A 17,663-nucleotide genomic window follows, 5' to 3' on the forward strand; every position below is an offset into this window, starting at 1 on the left:
CCCCCCTCCCCGCCTCCGGTGCCGATGTCGCCGCCTTCCTTGCCGATGAGCGCGGCCGGGACCTGTCCCCCGAGACACTGAAACTCCGTCGAGCGGCCATACGCTACCTGCACCGCGCTGCCGGCCACCCGGTGCCGACCGATGATGTCTGTGTATCGGACACCATGGCGGGTATTCAGCGCGAGGCCGCCGGACGCGGTGAGACGAAACGCAAGAAGGTCGCAGCGACTGCCCCGGTGATCCGCCGTTTGATCACGCCGATCCAAGACGATCTGCGCGGTCTGCGCGACATCGCAGTGATCCTGGTCGGGTTCGCCGGGGCGCTGCGGCGCTCGGAACTGGCGGCCATCCGGGTCGAACACCTCGAAGCCACGACACGCGGGATCCGGCTGACCCTGCCCCAGACCAAAGGCGAGCAGACACAGGCAGTCACCGTACCCCTCCCCTTCGGCGATACCGATCTCTGCCCAGTCCGCGCCATCACACGCTGGCAGGCCGCCTCAGGGATCACCAGCGGCCCATTATTCCGTCGGATCTGGCAGCCGCCGCTACGCTGGACGACCGCAACTGCCCATGAGCAACCGGCGATGCGACTCGGGACGAACGCCCTCACCGCCCAGAGCATCGCGCTGATCGTGCAGCACCGGGCGATAAATGCCGGATTTAAGCGGCGTGACCTCGGCGGCCACAGTCTCAAGCGCGGCGCACTGACGAGCGGAATGGAAGCTGGCGCCCACCCGGCCCGCCTGAAGCGGCTCGGTCGGCATAAATCCTACGCCATGCTCGGCGAATATCTGGAGTTCGGCGACCTGTTCGAAGGGCACCCGCTTTCCGGAGTCCTGTAAATACCTCAGGTCGCAAAAATCTATCGTGCTGATCGTACAGCACCGGGCGACAATCGCCGTGTTCAAGCGGAGTGAACGGGGGGTACAGGCGTGCACTGACCAATAGGATGGAAGTCGGCGCCCCCCCTGCCCGGCTAAACCAGATCGGTCGCCATAAATCGTACGGTATACTCTGCGAATATCTTGAATTAGGCGAACTACACGAAGGGCATCCGCTTTTCGCGGTCCAATAAATACCTCAGATCGCAAAAAACTAGCGCAGCACTTGCGCTTTTCACGGAGTTGCAGACTTGCAACTGCACCAAAACTCGAAGCATACACGACGATGACGCGCTAGATCGTTTGGGCGTTGGTCACGCCTACACAACATCGCTGAAAGCACCTTAAAACCATAAATCGATCGTGCGCCCATGCATGGTGTAGAAATGGTCACCTCATCGCGCTCTCCGGCTGGGTTGGTCGGGTTTATCAGGCTGCTGCGCCAGACAGCTTGATGATGGGTTGATCGCATTAACTGGCGTTTGTTCCCTGCGAGTAATAGCGTCCGCGACGCACGCCCCACTCATCGTTTTGTTCGAACCGGATGGCGCCGACGAGCCGGCGGATTGCGCCTTCGTTGTGGAATATGCCGACGACGTCGGTGCAGCGTTTGATTTCACTGTTGACCTGCTTGATGGGGTTGGTGGAACTGATCTTGGTGTGACGTCCTTTGGGGGACATCACGTAGGCCAGGACGTCTTTCTCCCTGTCACGCATCATTGCGGCAAGCCTGCCGGTCATGGGGCGCAGTTGGTCGTCGACCTGGCACCACTGGGCGCTAGCGCTGGCCGCATCATCCTGGACGAAGTCAATTTCCAACGAAGGCAGAAACAACACCGCGGCCCTGGCGGCCGGCATGAGCAGATCTGGCCAAGGTTCCGCCGGCGAAGTTGGTGGAAAGCCCGCGGAGGGAAGCATGTTGCGCGTCGCGTACACCTGCGAATGCTGCCAGGTGGCGTGCAACACCTTGGCGATCGCGGCCTTTAGACCTTCAAGGGCATCCGAGATCGCCAGCTTGACCCCGCGAAGGCCGCGGCGGGCGAGGCTTCGGAGGAATTCGGTCCAGAACGTCTCCGCCTTGGACGCGTCGATCACCATGCCGAGCACTTCGCGCCGGCCATCACCATTGACGCCGGTTGCGATGTTCACGGCGATCGAAACGATCCGGCCGGCCTCGCGCACCTTCAGATAGGTCGCGTCTAGCCACACATACGGCCAGTCGCCCTTCAGGGGGCAGTTTAGGAATCCGTCGATCTTGCCGTCGATTTCGCCGCACAGGCGGAAGACCTGGCTTTTGCTGATGCCGCTCATGCCGAAGGATTGCACGAGCTCGTCGACCGAGCGGGTCAACACGCCCTGGACATCGTTGATCCGCTTCGCGGTTCAACCCTGGATCACGGCCGCGAGCGCCTTCTCGGCCATCCGGCGGGGTTCGAGGAAGGCCGGAAAGCAACTGGCGTGGCGCAATTTGGGCACGCGCAGCTCGATCGTAGCGGCACGGGTTTCCCAAATGCGGTCGCGGTATCCGTTGCTGGTTGACGTGCTCCTCGCTGCGTTTGCCGTAGGGCGCGCCGGTCAGGCTCTCGGCCTCAAGTTCCATCAGGCGTTGGGCGGTGCAACCCACCATCTCACGCAACAGATCGGCATCGGAACTCTTCTCCAGCAGCACGCGAAGGGCCATAGTCGGACCGGTCATCGTTGTGATCTCCTCGGGTCAGTGTTGGTGGTTTGGATTTCCAACCATAACCAAAGACCAACGATGACCACCGCTGGGGGCACGCCCCATAACTGTAATAGCCGCATGGGCTTCGAGCCATACGGTGCTCTCGACATAGCATGTGTCGCGAAGATCGGCTGACCGGTTTCCTTGCACACTGATGGCCATCAGCACGGTCGCGATTCGCCAGGATTTTCCGGACATCGTCTCTTCGTCTTATTCCAGTCGCATCCAATTGGCTTCAACTGCCAAACGACCGATGCAAAGGGTACGCAGTATTCGAACCGATGAACTTGGTACGTGTCAGCGATGCGCGTCGTACGCCATGTTCGAGTCCCGCCGATGACAGCGGTACGCGACTCGCACTTAGGTCCGATGGAAAAGGTACTATACCTAAAGCATTATTTTCCTCAGAAAATCCTGAGAGGATCCTGGGAACAACCATCTTAAATTGAACCAAGATCATCGGTCAGCTTTCGCTTTCAGGCGACAACTGCTTCTAATTGCAAAAGTTGGTGGGCATTTCCCCACACTTGTGGTACCAACATTGCCTATCGCGTCTCAGAATCGGAGTTTTCCGTGTGACCACAACGTCCCCCTTAGGGCAACAGGTACATCTTGCTCTGGTACGCCACGGCCCTGATGTGGCAAGTGCAATCGCGCGGGATGCTGGACAGCCCGACCTGTTTGATCGTGTCTCCGCCGTCGCACAGGAGACTCCCACACCCAGTTTTCTACACTCCGCACTTTGCGCAATGTCCTTGCCAGTTCGACGTCCGCACGATGATCAGTTGCCGATTATTCGGCAAGACGGACAATATACTCTCGTAATAACCCCAAAATCGGTGGTGACCAGACTCAATGGTACCCAACAACTACAAAGCATTGGCGTTCCCTATGGCACGATGCCGCGCCTCATACTGATCCACATAATGACAGAAGCCGTCCGAACTAAGTCACGCCACATTGCGCTCGGCGACAATTTCACAGATTGGATGCGCCGAATGGGGTACCGAACCTTCAGCTATGGTCCCCGAGGATCTGCCACTCTCTTGCGGGAACAACTTGATAGATTGCTCGCCTGCGAGTGGATGATCCGCTGGGACAATGACAAAGCAAACGGCGACCATGAATTCGGCATTCGCGAAATCAAGCTGAGCAACGAGTATGTTGGAGTCGACCGCAAAGCTGGGTCCTTCATGCGCCAGATTATTATGACGGAAGGCTTCTTCGGGCATCTGAAAGATCACGCGGTGCCATTGAACGAGCATGCAATCCGTCAATTGCGTGATTCGGCGACTGCTCTCGATCTCTATACTTGGCTAGCCTACCGGTTACCTAGGATTGCCGGTAGCCGTCCAGCAACCCTAACCTGGTCACAATTAGCGGTCCATTTTGGCAATGACGGGAAAAATATCCGCAAATTTCGTCAAACGATTCGAGACGCCTGGGATCGAAATGTATCCGCAGTATACCCAGAGGCAAAGGCGGACTTTGGCACGGGGCTGATCAAATTACACTCATCCCCGCCACCTCTGCATCAGAAACCGGTACGCGGCTTAGCTCTAGTCGCGACCACCGATGGAAAAGGTACGGTAAACGATAGAGTTGAAAGCAAAGGACAATTGGGAGATACGCTTGCACACTCATCATCCACCGCGGAAACTTTTCTCCAGGCTTTGAATGAGGCTTTGGGTGTCGCAGTTGCCAAGGCGTGGCTGCGAGGCGTGACAATGGAAATTGTCGAGGGCCAGTGGGTGCTCCTAGCAGAAACCCATTTCAAGGCTAGTTGGATTGGCACTCATTTTGATACGGAAATTAGAAAAGCCGGACAAACGGCCGGGATCACCGAAACCGTCAGGGTGCGAGTACGTCCAGTATAGGACAATCTAGCCTGATTTTATGCCCTCACCAACTATGAGATGAAACAGATGGACGTGCACGCAACCACCGGAGCCATAACGAACCTCTTTGAACGGTCTCTCGACGTGCTGAACTCACTCCGTTCCCGCAGCCAAGATGGTCAACGGCAGCAACGGTTGAGCCCGAGGTTCTCGATTACCAGAACTGCTGCATTGGTTGGTCGAAGTGCGGCGGCGATCCGGGATGCAGAGAAGGACGGCCGCCTGCCCGCCATCGAACGGACGTCGAGCAATCGGCGCATCGGCTACACTCTTGCTGAGATAAATAAGATGCGAGAATTATTCGGTACTCGACCGTGGCGCGTTGCTGGAGATCCCCTGGCAGTCCTCGCGGTTCAGAATTTCAAAGGAGGTGTCGGGAAATCAACCGTCTCTGCGCATTTGGCGCAATACCTGGCAATTCAAGGTTACCGTGTCTGTCTAATCGACTGTGACAGCCAAGGGTCTACAACTGCCCTCTTTGGCTATGTGCCTGATCTCGATATCGAAGAGGAAGCGACCCTTTACCCGTTCATCCGAAGCGCAGAGATGGGCAGCCTTGCATATGCCGTCCGGGAAACGCATTGGGATGGCTTGTATCTGATACCAGCCAATCTGAAACTGTATGCAGCCGAATATGAACTCGCTGCGCGCATTGCCCGAGGTGGGCCGCAACTCCTCAACCGGCTTGCCGAAGGAATTGAGACGATCGGCGACCATTTTGACGTCGTTATCCTCGACCCACCGCCAGCCTTGGGTACTATCTCGTTGTCGGTGATGCGCGCCGCCAACGCGCTGTTGGTGCCAATCCCGCCCACCGTAGTTGATTTCACCTCCACGACAAGTTTTTTCGGAATGCTGGTCGAAACGATGCAAGCACTCGAGGCCGGTAACCTGCCGATAAACCTTTCATGGATGAGGTTGGTTGCTACCCGGGCAGATGAGCAGAAATCCATGCAACGCGAACTTATGACGCTGATGCGTAGCTTGTTTGGTGACCTCATGTTGCGCACTTCTATTAAGGACAGCGCCGAAATTGATAACGCATCGGCTCGTTTGATGACCGTTTACGAACTCGACGGCCCGGTTACATCACGAGAAACTTACAACCGGTGCATGACATACCTTAACGGTGTGAATGAAGAAATTGAGACATTGATCCGGTTGACTTGGAAAAGTCAGGAAGAAAAACTCCGCGGCGAGGGCGTGCTATGATAAGCAGTTGCAGCTCTGCAATTGGCAACTAACTCATTGATACTGAAGGGCAAGAACATGGCGGTTGGGAACAAGGGATTTGCGGCGGGCCTTACGGGGCCATCGTCCGCGTCACCAGGAGCGACACGATTGCCACCAAAGACCGGGATTCTCGAAATGCGTGATAACCGTCTGGCGCAATTAGCGGGCGGTTCCGTTGTGTCGCGGGTTCACGAGTTGGTCGACCCCGCGCGCTGCCGAATTTGGGGAGATCATAACCGCGATTATGACGCATTGTCAGAAGAAAACTGCAATGATCTTATCGAGAGCTTCAAGGCTCAAGGGAGACAGGAGGTCCCGGCGATCGTTCGCCGCGTCAAGGACGATCACGCGTTCGACTATGAAGTGATCTGCGGAGCCCGGCGGCACTGGTCTGCGTCTTGGATGCGCAACCATAATTATCCTGAGTTCCGGTTCCTTGTGGAACCACGAGAATTAACAGACGAAGAGGCCTTTCGATTGGCCGATCTTGAGAATCGCAGCCGTCGCGACCTCTCAGATTATGAACGTGCATCTGATTATCTACGGGCGGTTGACCGATACTATCGCGGTAGCCAGCAGACGATGGCAGAACGCCTCGAAGTCAGCAAAAGTTGGCTAAGCCGTTACTTGGAGCTCGCGAGGCTGCCTGCCGAGATACTGCGAAGCTTCGGTTCACCCCATGTCATTGGTGTAAGTCATGGCGCAGTATTGGCACCACTGCTGAGGAAGGACCCAATCCGCCCGCTTCTGATCAGCGAAGCGGCCAAAATCGCGCAGGAGCAGCAAGAACGTGGGGCGTCCGGTCTGCATCAACTGACACCTGCTGCGGTTCTCGAACGCCTCGTTGCGGCTTCAAAGCGTACTACAGGCGTCCGGCGTGGCGCGATGCCTTTGGAGCGCACGGTGAGAAGCGAGAGCGGCATTCTGATCGCACGGGGGATGAGGTCGCGAAAGAGTGGCAGCTTAACCATTGTTGTGCCTACACCCAACAAGTTTGAACGAAACGATGTATTGAGTGCGATCACTCGTTTGCTCGAAGAACTGTCCAATAAAAATTAGTGCAGCCGCTATTATGTCGTTTATTCAGTTGAAATTATTTATTGGACGTCAACGCGACTGACGAGCGTAATATAGTTAGGTTTTAAACCCGAATCAGATCGATCAATTCATCCTCGGTCAGACGGCCAGCGACCTCGCCGCCTTCGAGCAGTTCGGAGGCAAGATCGCGCTTGTCCCGGTGCAAATTGAGGATGCGCTCCTCGATGCTGCCTTCCATGATCAGCCGATAGATCGTTACCGGCCGTTCTTGACCGATGCGGTGGGCACGATCCGAGGCTTGGTCTTCGACGGCCGGGTTCCACCAGGGGTCAAGATGAACCACATAATCTGCCGCTGTCAGGTTCAATCCGGTGCCGCCGGCACGCAGGCTGATCAGAAACAAATCGGACTGCCCGGACTGGAACGCAGCTACCCTGCGCTCCCGATCGGCTGCCGGCGTGCTGCCATCGAGATATTCATAGCTGATGCCACGCTGATCCAGTGCAGCGCGGATCAGACCGAGATGGCCGACGAACTGGCTGAACACGAGCGCCCGATGCCGGTTGCGGATCAACTCCTCGACTAGGCCCAGAAAGGTCTCGAGCTTGCTGCTTGGCACCGAAGCGTCCGCATCAATCAGCGCCGGGTTGCAACAGGCCCGCCGCAGACGCGTGATCTCAGCTAGAATGTGGATCTTACGCTTGCCGGGCTGAGCGTCCAGGGCGGCGAGGCTGTCCAGTGCCTGGCGGCGGAGCGCCTCGTAGAAAACGCGCTCGGCCTCGTTCATCTCCACCACGATCGTCTGTTCGGTGCGAGGCGGCAGTTCGCTCAGCACTGCGGCCTTGGTTCGGCGCAGCAGAAACGGCCGTATCAGGGTCCGCAACGCCTGACGCGCTTTTGGATCGCGATCCCGCTCGATCGGAACGGCGAACCGCTTCTGAAACGCCTCGCGTGATCCTAACAGGCCGGGATTGAGGAAGTTAAACAGACTCCACAATTCATCGAGGTAATTTTCAACTGGCGTTCCGGTCAGCACCACGCGGAACGCCGCCTGGAGCGACAGGCTGGCTTGCGCGCGCTTGGTATCGGCGTTCTTGATCGCCTGAGCCTCGTCCAGCGCAACCATCGACCACTTAACGTCGGCGAGCGGCGCGCTTTCCTGATGCAGCAATCCATAGCTGCAGATCAGTATGTCGTTTGCCCCAAGAGCAGCAATGAGCGCGGCACGATCGCTGCCCGTCGAAAGACGATGGACTGAAAGCGTCGGAGCGAACCGCCGTAGTTCCGCGCCCCAGTTGGGACAAACTGAGGTTGGGGCAACAACAAGGCAGGGGCCCTTTTGCGCATGTTCGAGCAGCACGGCGATCGTCTGGACGGTCTTGCCGAGCCCCATGTCGTCGGCGAGGCAGGCGCCTGCTCCCCAGCGGGCGAGGCGCGACAGCCAGACGAAACCATCCATCTGATAATCGCGAAGGTCCGCCTGAAGATGAGCCGGCGGGGCAGGGGACCAGCCCTCGGCCGCGGTGATTCGCTGGATCTGCCGCTTCCAGGCGGCATCGGCGGTGATAACGCCGCCCTCTGCTAACGCTGCATCCAGTGCGGCAGCACCCAGCGCGTGGACCCGTCGTCCAGACCGATGCGTTTCAGAGACAGCAGAAAGCTTCTGCAGCTGGCTCTGCATCTGGTGCGTGAGCGCAACGAAACTGCCATCCTCCAGCTTGACGAACCGCCCCTGGGCGCGGCTCAGTCGGTCGAGCAAAAACTGCATCTCCAGAACGCGATCCTCATCGAGAGTGATGGTTCCGTCGACATTGAACCAGTCGCGATCGCGGCTGATCTTCACCTTCATTCGATCGGACGAGGCAGCGTGAACCCGAATCCGCTGACCCTCAGGCCATTCGATCGCAATCGTATGGGGATAGGACTGCAGCTCGAGCAGGCATTCGAGGCTACCCTCAGGATCATCGATCACCCATTCATGAACCTCCGCGCCGCGACGATCTCGCAAGGTCGGGCAGGCGGTGATGAGCGCATCACGTGCGGCGATCTCGGCCTCGAGGTCACGGCTCACACGGATCTGCTTGCCCGCGATCGTGGTCAACACGGAACGCCCGCCAAGGCCGGCGACGTAGGCCGGTCCTTCAACGCCGATCGGCCGCACCATGAGATTGAGCCTCATGCCGCCGTTCTGCGGGATAATCTGAACGACCGGCATTGAGACGCCAGGCTGAACCTCCTGATCGAGTTCTTCGAGCTCGGCGCGGATCGGCAGCGTCGGGTTGGTACCGCGGATTAAGGCAATCAACTGATCCCGCGCCTTGATCGGCACCGTCAGGCCGTGCCGGCCAAGAATATCCTGGATCGACAGCAGACGTCTCGGAAACTCAATTACCCGATAGCGGGTTGGGGTTTCCGCTTCGAGGAAGACAGCCGGTTCGTCGGCGGTATGGGATAGCGCGAGATGAAAGTTCTTTCCCTTTTTGCTGATAACCAGTTCCAGCGGATAGGCGACGAGTTCGATCGGGCGGGACCGCTGCCGCGCATCGAAGACCGCTGGATGGCCCACCAGTGCCGGCAGCACGCGGACCGGGTCGAAATAATAGACCTCGCTGTCTCCCCAGCCGGCGGCTTCTCGGCGCAACCCGACCAGACCGGCGCGATCTTCGGCAGTCAGATAGGTGAGGCGGGGGTCATGCTCGTGCAGCCGCTTCAGGGCGATCGGCCGACCATCAGACCAGCCGGCACCCTTTGCCGTCTGCTCGACGACGTCGATCACCTTGCTGACGGGATCGACGAACCAGGCGAGTCGCTTTCCAGGCCCTTCTCGGGATGCCGAGGGATCGGGTCGTGAAGGTCGTGCTCCCAATAGCGCTTCCAAATTATCGAGGGCGCGCTGCCAGGGTTCCTGGAGGCGCATGAGTTGAGTGAACCGCAGGGTGATCGAGGCACCCACGTTCGCAAGATACGCTTGGTAGGGGGCGGGATCAGGCGCGATCTCAACCAGGATCTCAGCGTGAATCCGTGCGAACAACGGGAAGCGTTCATTCAGACGCCCGAATTCGGTTGCCAGGGCTTCACGGTGTTTGCGGGATATTTCAGGATCGATCGCGAACTCGGCGAGGGCACGCATGGCGAGATCGAGCGGCAGTAAGGGAATGTCCCGTCGGAGCATCTTGATGAAGCCAGATGCCTTGGAATCGAACCCCTGGCTCAGCCAGAGCAGGGCCTGAACGCTCCGATAGGCACCGATCTGACGGGCCTCTGTAGACAGAAGACCATCGAGATAGGTGCTGATCTCATGATGCACGACCGCGTCATTGGCCTCGATCAGGCTGAGCAGAAACAACAAACCGTGGAAATCCTCGAGAAAAGCTTTCCGCCGGCCACGATCCTTGCGCAGGCGTTTCAACGCGGCGCGATATGACTGACGCGCCACATCAGCCTGACCAGTAAGAAACTGGAACGCCGCGGTAGCGCACAATGCCTCGACGGCTGTGGGGTCGGGCAATCGCGCCAGACGGTTCCGAGCTTCGTCGATCCGCCCCGCCAACAGATCGTCGTTGAGCAATGGGGGGACCAAAGCCCCAAACCCTTCCTCATCCTGGACGGTTCTGAAATAAGTCCGTAGCGAATCGAGATCGGGCGTTGTGTCATGCATCTCGAACCGCGCGTCCAGCTTTGCCTTGAACAGGCCAATCTGGATCAGGGGCTGGCGACTGCGCAGCCAGTCGATCCCGATCGGCGTGGCTGAGAACAGTGTCGCCAGCAATTTCGTCGAGCTGTGAGGAACGCAATGCTTGTCATGAAATGCGCATAATGCCGCGAATTGCTCACCGTCGTTGCAGTAGATCGCGTGACGCAGCATGCGGACGAGCGCGGCGTAATCACCCTGATAGCGGCCAGCTCCCCCAAGCATCTGCGCGTAGGAGTTGGTATAAGCGGCATTGACGATAGCGAGGATGTCCGCAGCCTCCGGCGACGTCATCGCATCGACCGTGACGGGATGCAGGAGGATCGGCTTGCAGCCCTCGCGCGTCGTGATCAGCCCCTTGCGCCGCAGGCCATCGAAGGCCAGACGGACCGCATTGTAGGACCAGGGCTTCCCTTTCGGTCCCGGTAGATCGCTATGTGCAAGATGACCGGCAAGACGATATTGATCGGATGAGGGTGCACTAAGGGCCTCGATCCGCATCACCGTCTTCAGGTCGGCGGGGCAATCCAGATAGATCTGCCACAGATCTGATGCCGCAGGGGATTTCGCATTGTCGTTCATGTCGTCAATTGATCTATCGGCAAGAGCGGGTGGATGAAAGGGGCGGCGGTGGCGCTAACTTCGACGATTCGATAGACAGCCCCGCGCCGCTTCGTGCCGCTGGCCCGGCGCCGCAGCTTTGCCCGCAGAAACCTTGCTGCCGCCGCGTCGTTCTCGAAATCCCACCGGCGTGTGCGCCCCGTCGTTCCGATCCGTCCATATGTGATCCTGGCGTTGAGCAGGCCGAACAGATCGCGATCGATCTCGATCCGCCAGCTACGGAACCGGTTCAGCTCCGGCGCTCGGGCGTGAAGTTCGAGAATGACGCCGTTCGTCGCTGGAACATCGTTCATGATCCAGTGAGTCTACGACACGGCGAATCGCAAGGGAATCCCCGACAACCGGTGCAGCTGATTGTAATGTCGACACGCCGGTATCTCGTGGTGGCGAGATCGAAGATCTCAGGTAAACACAGCATATGGCGACAACCGACCCCGCTTCACGTGAGGAACATTCCTCGGTTCCGGAAACCGATTACCAGTCACGCATCCTGAAAGCGGTCTTCGGGCTACCGGGATTTCGGGGTGAGCAGCAGGCGATCATCGAACACGTGGTCGCAGGTGGTGACGCCATCGTTCTGATGCCGACCGGAGGCGGCAAGTCGCTGTGCTACCAGATCCCCTCAATCTGCCGTCACGGTGTCGGCATCGTCGTCTCACCATTGATTGCCTTGATGCGCAATCAGGTCGACATCCTCCGTCAGCTCGGCGTACGCGTCGCCACGCTGAACTCGTCGCTGACCGGCAGCGAACGCCATAAGGCGAAGACCGCGTTGCGCGACGGTAAGCTCGACCTGCTCTACGTCGCGCCCGAGCGGCTGATGATGCCGGATTTCCTGGAAATGCTCGACGGCGCCCGGATCGCGTTGATCGCGATCGACGAAGCCCATTGTGTCAGTCAATGCGGTCATGATTTCCGGCCCGAGTATCTCCAGATCGCCGATCTTGCGACGCGGTTTCCCGGAGTGCCCCGGATCGCGCTCACCGCGACGGCTGACCAACAAACGCGAGAAGACATCCGGCGTCGCCTTAAACTCGATAACGCACGGCTGTTCCTGGCGAGCTTCGATCGGCCCAATATCCGCTACGCCATCATGCCGAAGACCGAGCCTCGTCGGCAGCTGATGAGTTTCCTCAAGACACGCAAGGGTGAAAGCGGAATTGTCTATTGCCTGAGCCGAAAATCGGTCGACGAAACCGCAGCCGGATTGCAGGCCAGCGGTGTCCGGGCGTTGCCTTATCATGCCGGACTGGACGCCGCGATCCGATCGCGTAATCAGGATGCGTTTCTCAAGGAGGAAGGGCTGATCCTGGTGGCGACGATCGCCTGCGGGATGGGGATCGATAAGCCGGACGTCCGGTTCGTTGCTCATCTCGATCTGCCGGGAAGCCTCGAAGCCTATTACCAGGAGACGGGAAGGGCTGGGCGCGATGGGCTGCCCGCCGAGACACTCTTGCTCTACGGCATGCAGGATCTAGTGCTGCGTCGTTCAATGATCGACCAAAGCCATTCTCCACCGGAAATCAAGCGGATCGAACGGGCGAAGCTGGATGCGCTGCTCGGTGTTTGCGAGACCTCCGCGTGCCGGCGGCAAGCACTTCTGGCGCATTTCGGGGAGGTGAGGGCGGAACCTTGTGGCAATTGCGATACCTGTCTGGCCCCAGTTGAAACCTGGGACGGGGCGATCGCGGCGCAGAAGGCGATGTCCGCCGCAAAGCGCACCGGTCAATATTTTGGCGTCGGCCACCTGATCGATATCCTGCTCGGAGCGAACACCGAGAAGATCCGGCGATTTCGGCATGAACGGTTGCCGACGTTCGGCGTGGGCAAGGAATTTACTCGGCAGGTATGGGGCTCGGTATTCCGGCAATTGATCGTCCAGGGAGCGCTCGGCGTCGATCACGATCATTTCGGAGCGCTGAAAATCACTTCGCGCGGAGAGCAAATTCTGCGGGGGAGGGAAGGGATCTCGTTCAGGCGTGATCACGCGACCCGCACCGCGGCCGCGACGGTGGCCAGGACGTCCGAACGGATTGACCTCGGCAAAAACGATGCCCAATTGTTTGCAATGCTGAAGGCAGAGCGGGCACATCTCGCCAAAACCCAGAACCTGCCCGCCTATGTCATCTTCCACGACGAAACACTGGCGGCGATCGCCAAGGCTCGGCCTCATAATCTCGCAGAATTGGCAACGATCCCAGGAATGGGTACGACCAAAATCGATCGCTACGGCATGAACGTCCTCGATGTCATCACGGCATTTGAAGAGCCCGACCATCCCGACGAAGATATGGACGAGTGATCGAGCAAAATCCGGCTTCATCGGGTAGACCTGATTTTCATTGGGGGTATGCGTATTCTGCCGGGGGAATGAGACATGGGACGGGCTGGATCGGAAGTGCCTGAACAGGGCGATCTCTTCGCCGGGAGCGGGTATGATGTGGCAGGGGCAGTGACGACGGTGCCGCATGCGTCGCTCAGTGTCGATTTGCGAAGGATCGATGATGCGGATTTGTTGACTGCCTTATCGGTTGCCGGGTCGAGGGATTGTCAGGCTTACGCGGATGAAGCCGTCCGTCGACATCTTCCGGCAGCGGTTCCAGCACTCTCAGCGCTGTGCAGTCGTTTCAAAGGGTTCGGATTGTCTCGTCCGGTCCGCGAGCAGACCGTCGCCCTGGCGGCATTGGCGGCAATCGGCGGCCCTGAGGCCGCGGACGCAGTGGCGAGGCTGCTTGCGGGCGATGTCGTTGCCGAACCCGGGCTGCCGTTCGCACTCGATGCTGCCATACGGCTAAAGGCTCGCCTGCCGATCAGCATAGTGCGCGACAATCTGGATGCCGCCGAACCCGACCTTCGGGCGCGCGCCTGTCGATGTGCGGTATTCTGGCCATCTACTGCTCCCCGGCTGATCGAACTCCTTGACGATCTCCATCGCGATGTTTCACGCGAGGCCGCCATCGCCCTCGGCTTGATGGGACGACCTGAGGCCATGGCAACGCTGATACATCTGGTCAAGGACGAACCGTCGCCGGAAACCATCGACGCGCTGGCGGCGATCGGCGATGACGATTGCTTTGTCGCCTTGGGACGGGTTGCCGAAGTTTGGCCCGATCTGCGTCATCACGTCGCCCAAGCACTTGCCGACAGCGAGCATCGTCTGGCCATGACGATTCTCCGACGTATTGATCCTGGTCGGACCACGATCGCTAGGGATCGCGATTGAACTGACGCTCGAGGATGCCTGCCGGCATGTCGCGCGTCCTTTCGGATCACCGGCGCTGCGGCAGGTCCTTTTGGATCGCGCGCCAATGTCAGTCGGTTCTCAGCACATACATCACGCCGTTCAGCACCGGGCGCACGTTCACCGTGCGCTTGATGCCGCCACGCGTGGCGCGGGGAGTCTCCGCTTTGGCCCGCGCCCATTCATTTCCGTCAGGACGAGGGCTGGTGGTTGTCCTATCCGCTCCGCATGATGGACTTAATCTCGACAGTGCCGTTGAGGGGATATCGCCTTCCGCACGCTGAGCCTGACGTAGTCCATGATCCATGAATCCACCGAAAATCCCGCAACATTGTGCGCCATTGCTTGTGCTCTCCGTCTTCGAATAGGCGAAACTTCCACAAATCCAAACCACAGTCACTTTTGAGTAAACAAATTTGGATTTAGGGGATTGCCGAACCATCCACCAGTGTGTTGGCCCGACGGGCCGGTGCACCCACCCTTAACCGGCGGTCGAATAATGACAAAGTTCCGCCAATTGCCATGAGGAGACCACCAAACCACAATTCAGGAGCCAACGGGTGAATATTAAAGCGAAATTCAGCACCGCCCGATTTGCTTAACCCCGCGAAGGTTGCAAATATGTTTCGAACACCATTGGTCCTGATTGCCGCAATCACCGTCTGAGTCTTCTGCTCCGTGAAATAATGTAGGGCAGGCTTCAGGATCATTACAGGATTACCATGCCGACTCACCAGCACCGTTGCCTGCTGGGAGGTATAATCCGGGCCGGTCGATTTGTGGATTGATTTCAGCGTCCAGCTATAGCCACCAAGTGCCACGCTTTGGCCTGGCCGCAACACCGTGACCGTATGGACCCTCAGAGTCATCCCCGCGATACCCAGGACCATGACCCCGAAACCGAGATGGCCCAAGATCGCGCCGATCTGGGCGCGCTGCAACTGGAACACCCGACCGAGAGATTGACCGAGCGGAACGCGGAATAGCCTTATCTTCTCAGCGAGGTCGACAAGAGAACCGATAATTACCCAGGCCGCACCTGCAAGTCCGAGGGCGGCAACCGCGTGGCCGCGGAACAACATGATGCCGAGTAGGATGACGGCAGCGACACCGCTAAGCCAGAGCTTGCGCAGGATTGCGAGCGCATCGGCCCGTTTCCATGGCATCAGCGGTCCTGCCGCCATCGCGATGATCAGGGGCGCAGTCAGCGGCAGGACGGTGCGGTCAAAGAACGGCGCGCCGACCGAGAGTTGCACGTTGAACAGCAGATCAGAGAACGGCGGATACAGCGTGCCGGTGAACACGACTGCGGCGATGATGCAGAGGAAGACGTTATTCAGGATCAGCGCACCCTCGCGTGACACCGGCGCGAAAACGCCTGTTGAGGCGAGTAGCGGAGCGCGGATGACGAACAAGATAAGCGAGGCGATGATGGTGATGCTGATCAGCACCAGCAGAAAATTACCCTGTGCCGGGGATACCGCAAAGGAGTGCACAGAGTTAAGAATCCCCGAGCGCACTAGGAACGTGCCACAGAGGCTAAGCGCAAAAGTCGTAATCGAGAGCAGGATGGTCCAGACCTTGAGCGAATCTCGCTTCTCAACCACAATTGCCGAATGTATCAGCGCCGTTCCGGTAATCCAGGGAAGCAATGCGACGTTCTCTACTGGATCCCAGAACCAGAAGCCGCCCCAGCCAAGAACTGTGTAGGACCAGAGCGAGCCGAGGCAGATGCCGGCGGTCAGAAACGTCCAGGCAAACAGCGTCCAAGGCCGGACCCAACGACCCCACGCAGCGTCGACCCGGCCTTCGATCAACGCCGCGACTGCGAAGGCGAAGGCGATCGAGAATCCGACATAGCCAACGTAGAGTACCGGCGGGTGTACCACGAGACCAGGGCTCTGGAGCACCGGGTTCACGCCGGCGCCATGCAGAGGTGGTGGCCAGATTCGCTGGAACGGATCTGAGACGGTTAGCGTGAATAATAAAAATCCGGTCGAAACCAGACCCATGACCCCACACACTCGGGCGCGTAGACTGGAAGGGATGCCCCTTCCGAAAGCCCCTACGATGGCACCGCAGAATGATAGGATCAGGCACCAGAGGAGCATCGATCCATCGTGATTACCCCAAGTACCCGCAATCCGGTAGAATAGGGGTGTCATGCTTGATGAATAGTCTGCGACGTTGCGGACCGTGTAGTCGGACACTACACCCGCCCAAACCAGTGCCCCGAACGATGCGGCGAGCATGAGAAATTGGCTGATCGCCAATGCGGGTGGAGCAGCCATTACTCGCCGATCACGCAGCGGCGGTCCGAATAGGCCGAGAGCGGCTTGAGCAATCGAAATCACGAATGCCAAAACCAATGCAAAATGACCAAGAGCAGGAATCATGGACAGACCTTCATTAATATGACTATCTCACTTATCCGTAACGTAATAATCGATAAATAAAATATCTGATTTGGCCTTATCACAGTCGTTTGATAGATAATGTCGTAAAAAATTAGTGAGTTTGTTATAAAGATATAATATTCAAAACAATTTAGTGTGGTAAGTGCAGAGCGATGAATTTATTTATCGCCATCATCATGCTGACCTCATGATGGGTTGTGCTGCTAATGCGGATCTGAGTACAGCGAGTGTTGACCCATCCAATCGCCGGTTTACAATTTTAGGTAGCAAAATGAGCTTGGTTTCCAGATTTCTCATCCGGGCCAATTATCTTGGTACATAGGCCATTTTACAATCGATCTGCGCGATCAGGGCGGCGATCTGAACGTTGGACCGAAACTGAATGAGTGCTGCTCAACCGGTGGTCCCATGCGTTGAGCGCATGTAGATGTAGAGATGCATTAGATTCTGTCGCGCCGGTGCACAACCCTGCTTCCCCGCCGCACGGTACCAGTTGATTGCTTTGTTGAAATTGCGCGGCACACCTTGCCCGGCCTCGTAGAGTTCACCGAGATCGGTCTCTGCTTCTGGATTGCCCTGATGGGCCGCCTGCCGGTACCAGAACACGGCGGTCGCCGGGTTCATCGGCACGCCACGCCCTTCTTGATAGAGCAGGCCCAGATTGGTCTGCGCTACGGCGTCACCGCGCTTCGCCGCATCACCGAACCAGTTTGCGGCCATCGCATCGCTCTGCGGCACACCGGCACCATTGAGATACATTGAGCCGAGATACGTCTGCGCCTGCACATTCCCCGCCCGTGCCGCCGCCATCATCTGGTCTGCCGGCTGCGCCCATGCCGGTGCGCTTGCGAGCAGCAGCGCAAGCCCGCCGAAACTCGCAGCCGCAAGTCGTGCACCGAAATTCGATCTTGCCATGA

Annotated in this window: 10 protein-coding genes and 1 pseudogene; 6 read left to right on the top strand and 5 right to left on the bottom strand. The window is 58.4% G+C overall.

What is annotated here, in order from left to right:
• The coding region (locus ACP5E6_RS11135) for a tyrosine-type recombinase/integrase (RefSeq protein ID WP_427954310.1) at positions 1–845 on the top strand (845 nt) is incomplete at its 5' end.
• A gap of 510 nt (positions 846–1,355) precedes the next feature.
• Here the strand turns inward: ACP5E6_RS11135 and ACP5E6_RS11140 are convergent.
• Positions 1,356–2,580 (bottom strand): annotated as a pseudogene (locus tag ACP5E6_RS11140) (IS256 family transposase).
• A 776-nt stretch (positions 2,581–3,356) separates the two neighbouring features.
• On the opposite strand from ACP5E6_RS11140, the gene ACP5E6_RS11145 reads away from it, so the two are divergent.
• The 3 genes from ACP5E6_RS11145 (at position 3,357) to ACP5E6_RS11155 (ending at position 6,797) form a co-directional block, all read left to right on the top strand.
• The gene (locus ACP5E6_RS11145) at positions 3,357–4,484 is read left to right on the top strand and encodes a replication protein RepA (RefSeq protein ID WP_427954319.1); all 1,128 of its coding nucleotides are present in this window, start codon (positions 3,357–3,359) and stop codon (positions 4,482–4,484) included.
• Positions 4,485–4,532: 48 nt separating this feature from the next.
• The gene (locus ACP5E6_RS11150) at positions 4,533–5,717 is read left to right on the top strand and encodes an AAA family ATPase (protein WP_427954311.1); all 1,185 of its coding nucleotides are present in this window, start codon (positions 4,533–4,535) and stop codon (positions 5,715–5,717) included.
• Between the two features lie 156 nt (positions 5,718–5,873).
• Positions 5,874–6,797: a ParB/RepB/Spo0J family partition protein gene (locus ACP5E6_RS11155; protein ID WP_427954312.1), complete on the top strand. Its 924-nt coding sequence runs from the start codon at positions 5,874–5,876 to the stop codon at positions 6,795–6,797.
• An 82-nt stretch (positions 6,798–6,879) separates the two neighbouring features.
• Here ACP5E6_RS11155 and ACP5E6_RS11160 read toward each other — a convergent pair whose 3' ends face one another.
• Together ACP5E6_RS11160 and ACP5E6_RS11165 are read right to left on the bottom strand one after the other, a co-directional pair.
• Entirely contained in the window at positions 6,880–11,049 is a 4,170-nt protein-coding gene (locus tag ACP5E6_RS11160; RefSeq protein ID WP_427954313.1) for a DEAD/DEAH box helicase, read from the bottom strand.
• Positions 11,046–11,381, bottom strand: a complete 336-nt coding sequence (locus ACP5E6_RS11165; protein ID WP_427954314.1) for a WGR domain-containing protein — start codon at positions 11,379–11,381, stop codon at positions 11,046–11,048. Before ACP5E6_RS11165 ends, ACP5E6_RS11160 begins: the two co-directional genes overlap by 4 nt.
• Before the next feature lie 125 nt (positions 11,382–11,506).
• Here ACP5E6_RS11165 and recQ point away from each other — a divergent pair, with 125 nt between their 5' ends.
• Both recQ and ACP5E6_RS11175 read left to right on the top strand, forming a co-directional pair.
• On the top strand, positions 11,507–13,390 hold the full coding sequence (recQ, locus tag ACP5E6_RS11170; RefSeq protein WP_427954315.1) for a DNA helicase RecQ: 1,884 nt from the start codon (positions 11,507–11,509) through the stop codon (positions 13,388–13,390).
• Between the two features lie 75 nt (positions 13,391–13,465).
• On the top strand, positions 13,466–14,311 hold the full coding sequence (locus ACP5E6_RS11175; RefSeq protein WP_427954316.1) for a HEAT repeat domain-containing protein: 846 nt from the start codon (positions 13,466–13,468) through the stop codon (positions 14,309–14,311).
• Positions 14,312–14,751: 440 nt separating this feature from the next.
• Here the strand turns inward: ACP5E6_RS11175 and ACP5E6_RS11180 are convergent, their stop codons facing one another.
• Together ACP5E6_RS11180 and ACP5E6_RS11185 are read right to left on the bottom strand one after the other, a co-directional pair.
• The gene (locus ACP5E6_RS11180) at positions 14,752–16,725 is read right to left on the bottom strand and encodes a heme lyase CcmF/NrfE family subunit (protein ID WP_427954317.1); all 1,974 of its coding nucleotides are present in this window, start codon (positions 16,723–16,725) and stop codon (positions 14,752–14,754) included.
• Positions 16,726–17,139: 414 nt separating this feature from the next.
• Positions 17,140–17,663, bottom strand: a 524-nt coding sequence (locus ACP5E6_RS11185) for a tetratricopeptide repeat protein (protein ID WP_427954318.1), incomplete at its 5' end; no start/stop codon positions are given.

Origin of the sequence: Acidiphilium sp. (assembly GCF_049977125.1) — a bacterium.
Taxonomy (GTDB): Bacteria; Pseudomonadota; Alphaproteobacteria; order Acetobacterales; family Acetobacteraceae; genus Acidiphilium.

Bases quoted from the DNA above. Each gene is read 5' to 3' on its own strand.
- ACP5E6_RS11155 (WP_427954312.1), top strand. From the start codon at position 5,874: ATGCGTGATAACCGTCTGGCGCAATTAGCGGGCGGTTCCGTTGTGTCG.
- ACP5E6_RS11180 (WP_427954317.1), bottom strand. From the start codon at position 16,725: ATGATTCCTGCTCTTGGTCATTTTGCATTGGTTTTGGCATTCGTGATT.
- ACP5E6_RS11175 (WP_427954316.1), top strand. From the start codon at position 13,466: ATGGGACGGGCTGGATCGGAAGTGCCTGAACAGGGCGATCTCTTCGCC.
- ACP5E6_RS11150 (WP_427954311.1), top strand. From the start codon at position 4,533: ATGGACGTGCACGCAACCACCGGAGCCATAACGAACCTCTTTGAACGG.
- ACP5E6_RS11165 (WP_427954314.1), bottom strand. From the start codon at position 11,381: ATGAACGATGTTCCAGCGACGAACGGCGTCATTCTCGAACTTCACGCC.
- ACP5E6_RS11145 (WP_427954319.1), top strand. From the start codon at position 3,357: ATGTCCTTGCCAGTTCGACGTCCGCACGATGATCAGTTGCCGATTATT.
- ACP5E6_RS11160 (WP_427954313.1), bottom strand. From the start codon at position 11,049: ATGAACGACAATGCGAAATCCCCTGCGGCATCAGATCTGTGGCAGATC.
- recQ (WP_427954315.1), top strand. From the start codon at position 11,507: ATGGCGACAACCGACCCCGCTTCACGTGAGGAACATTCCTCGGTTCCG.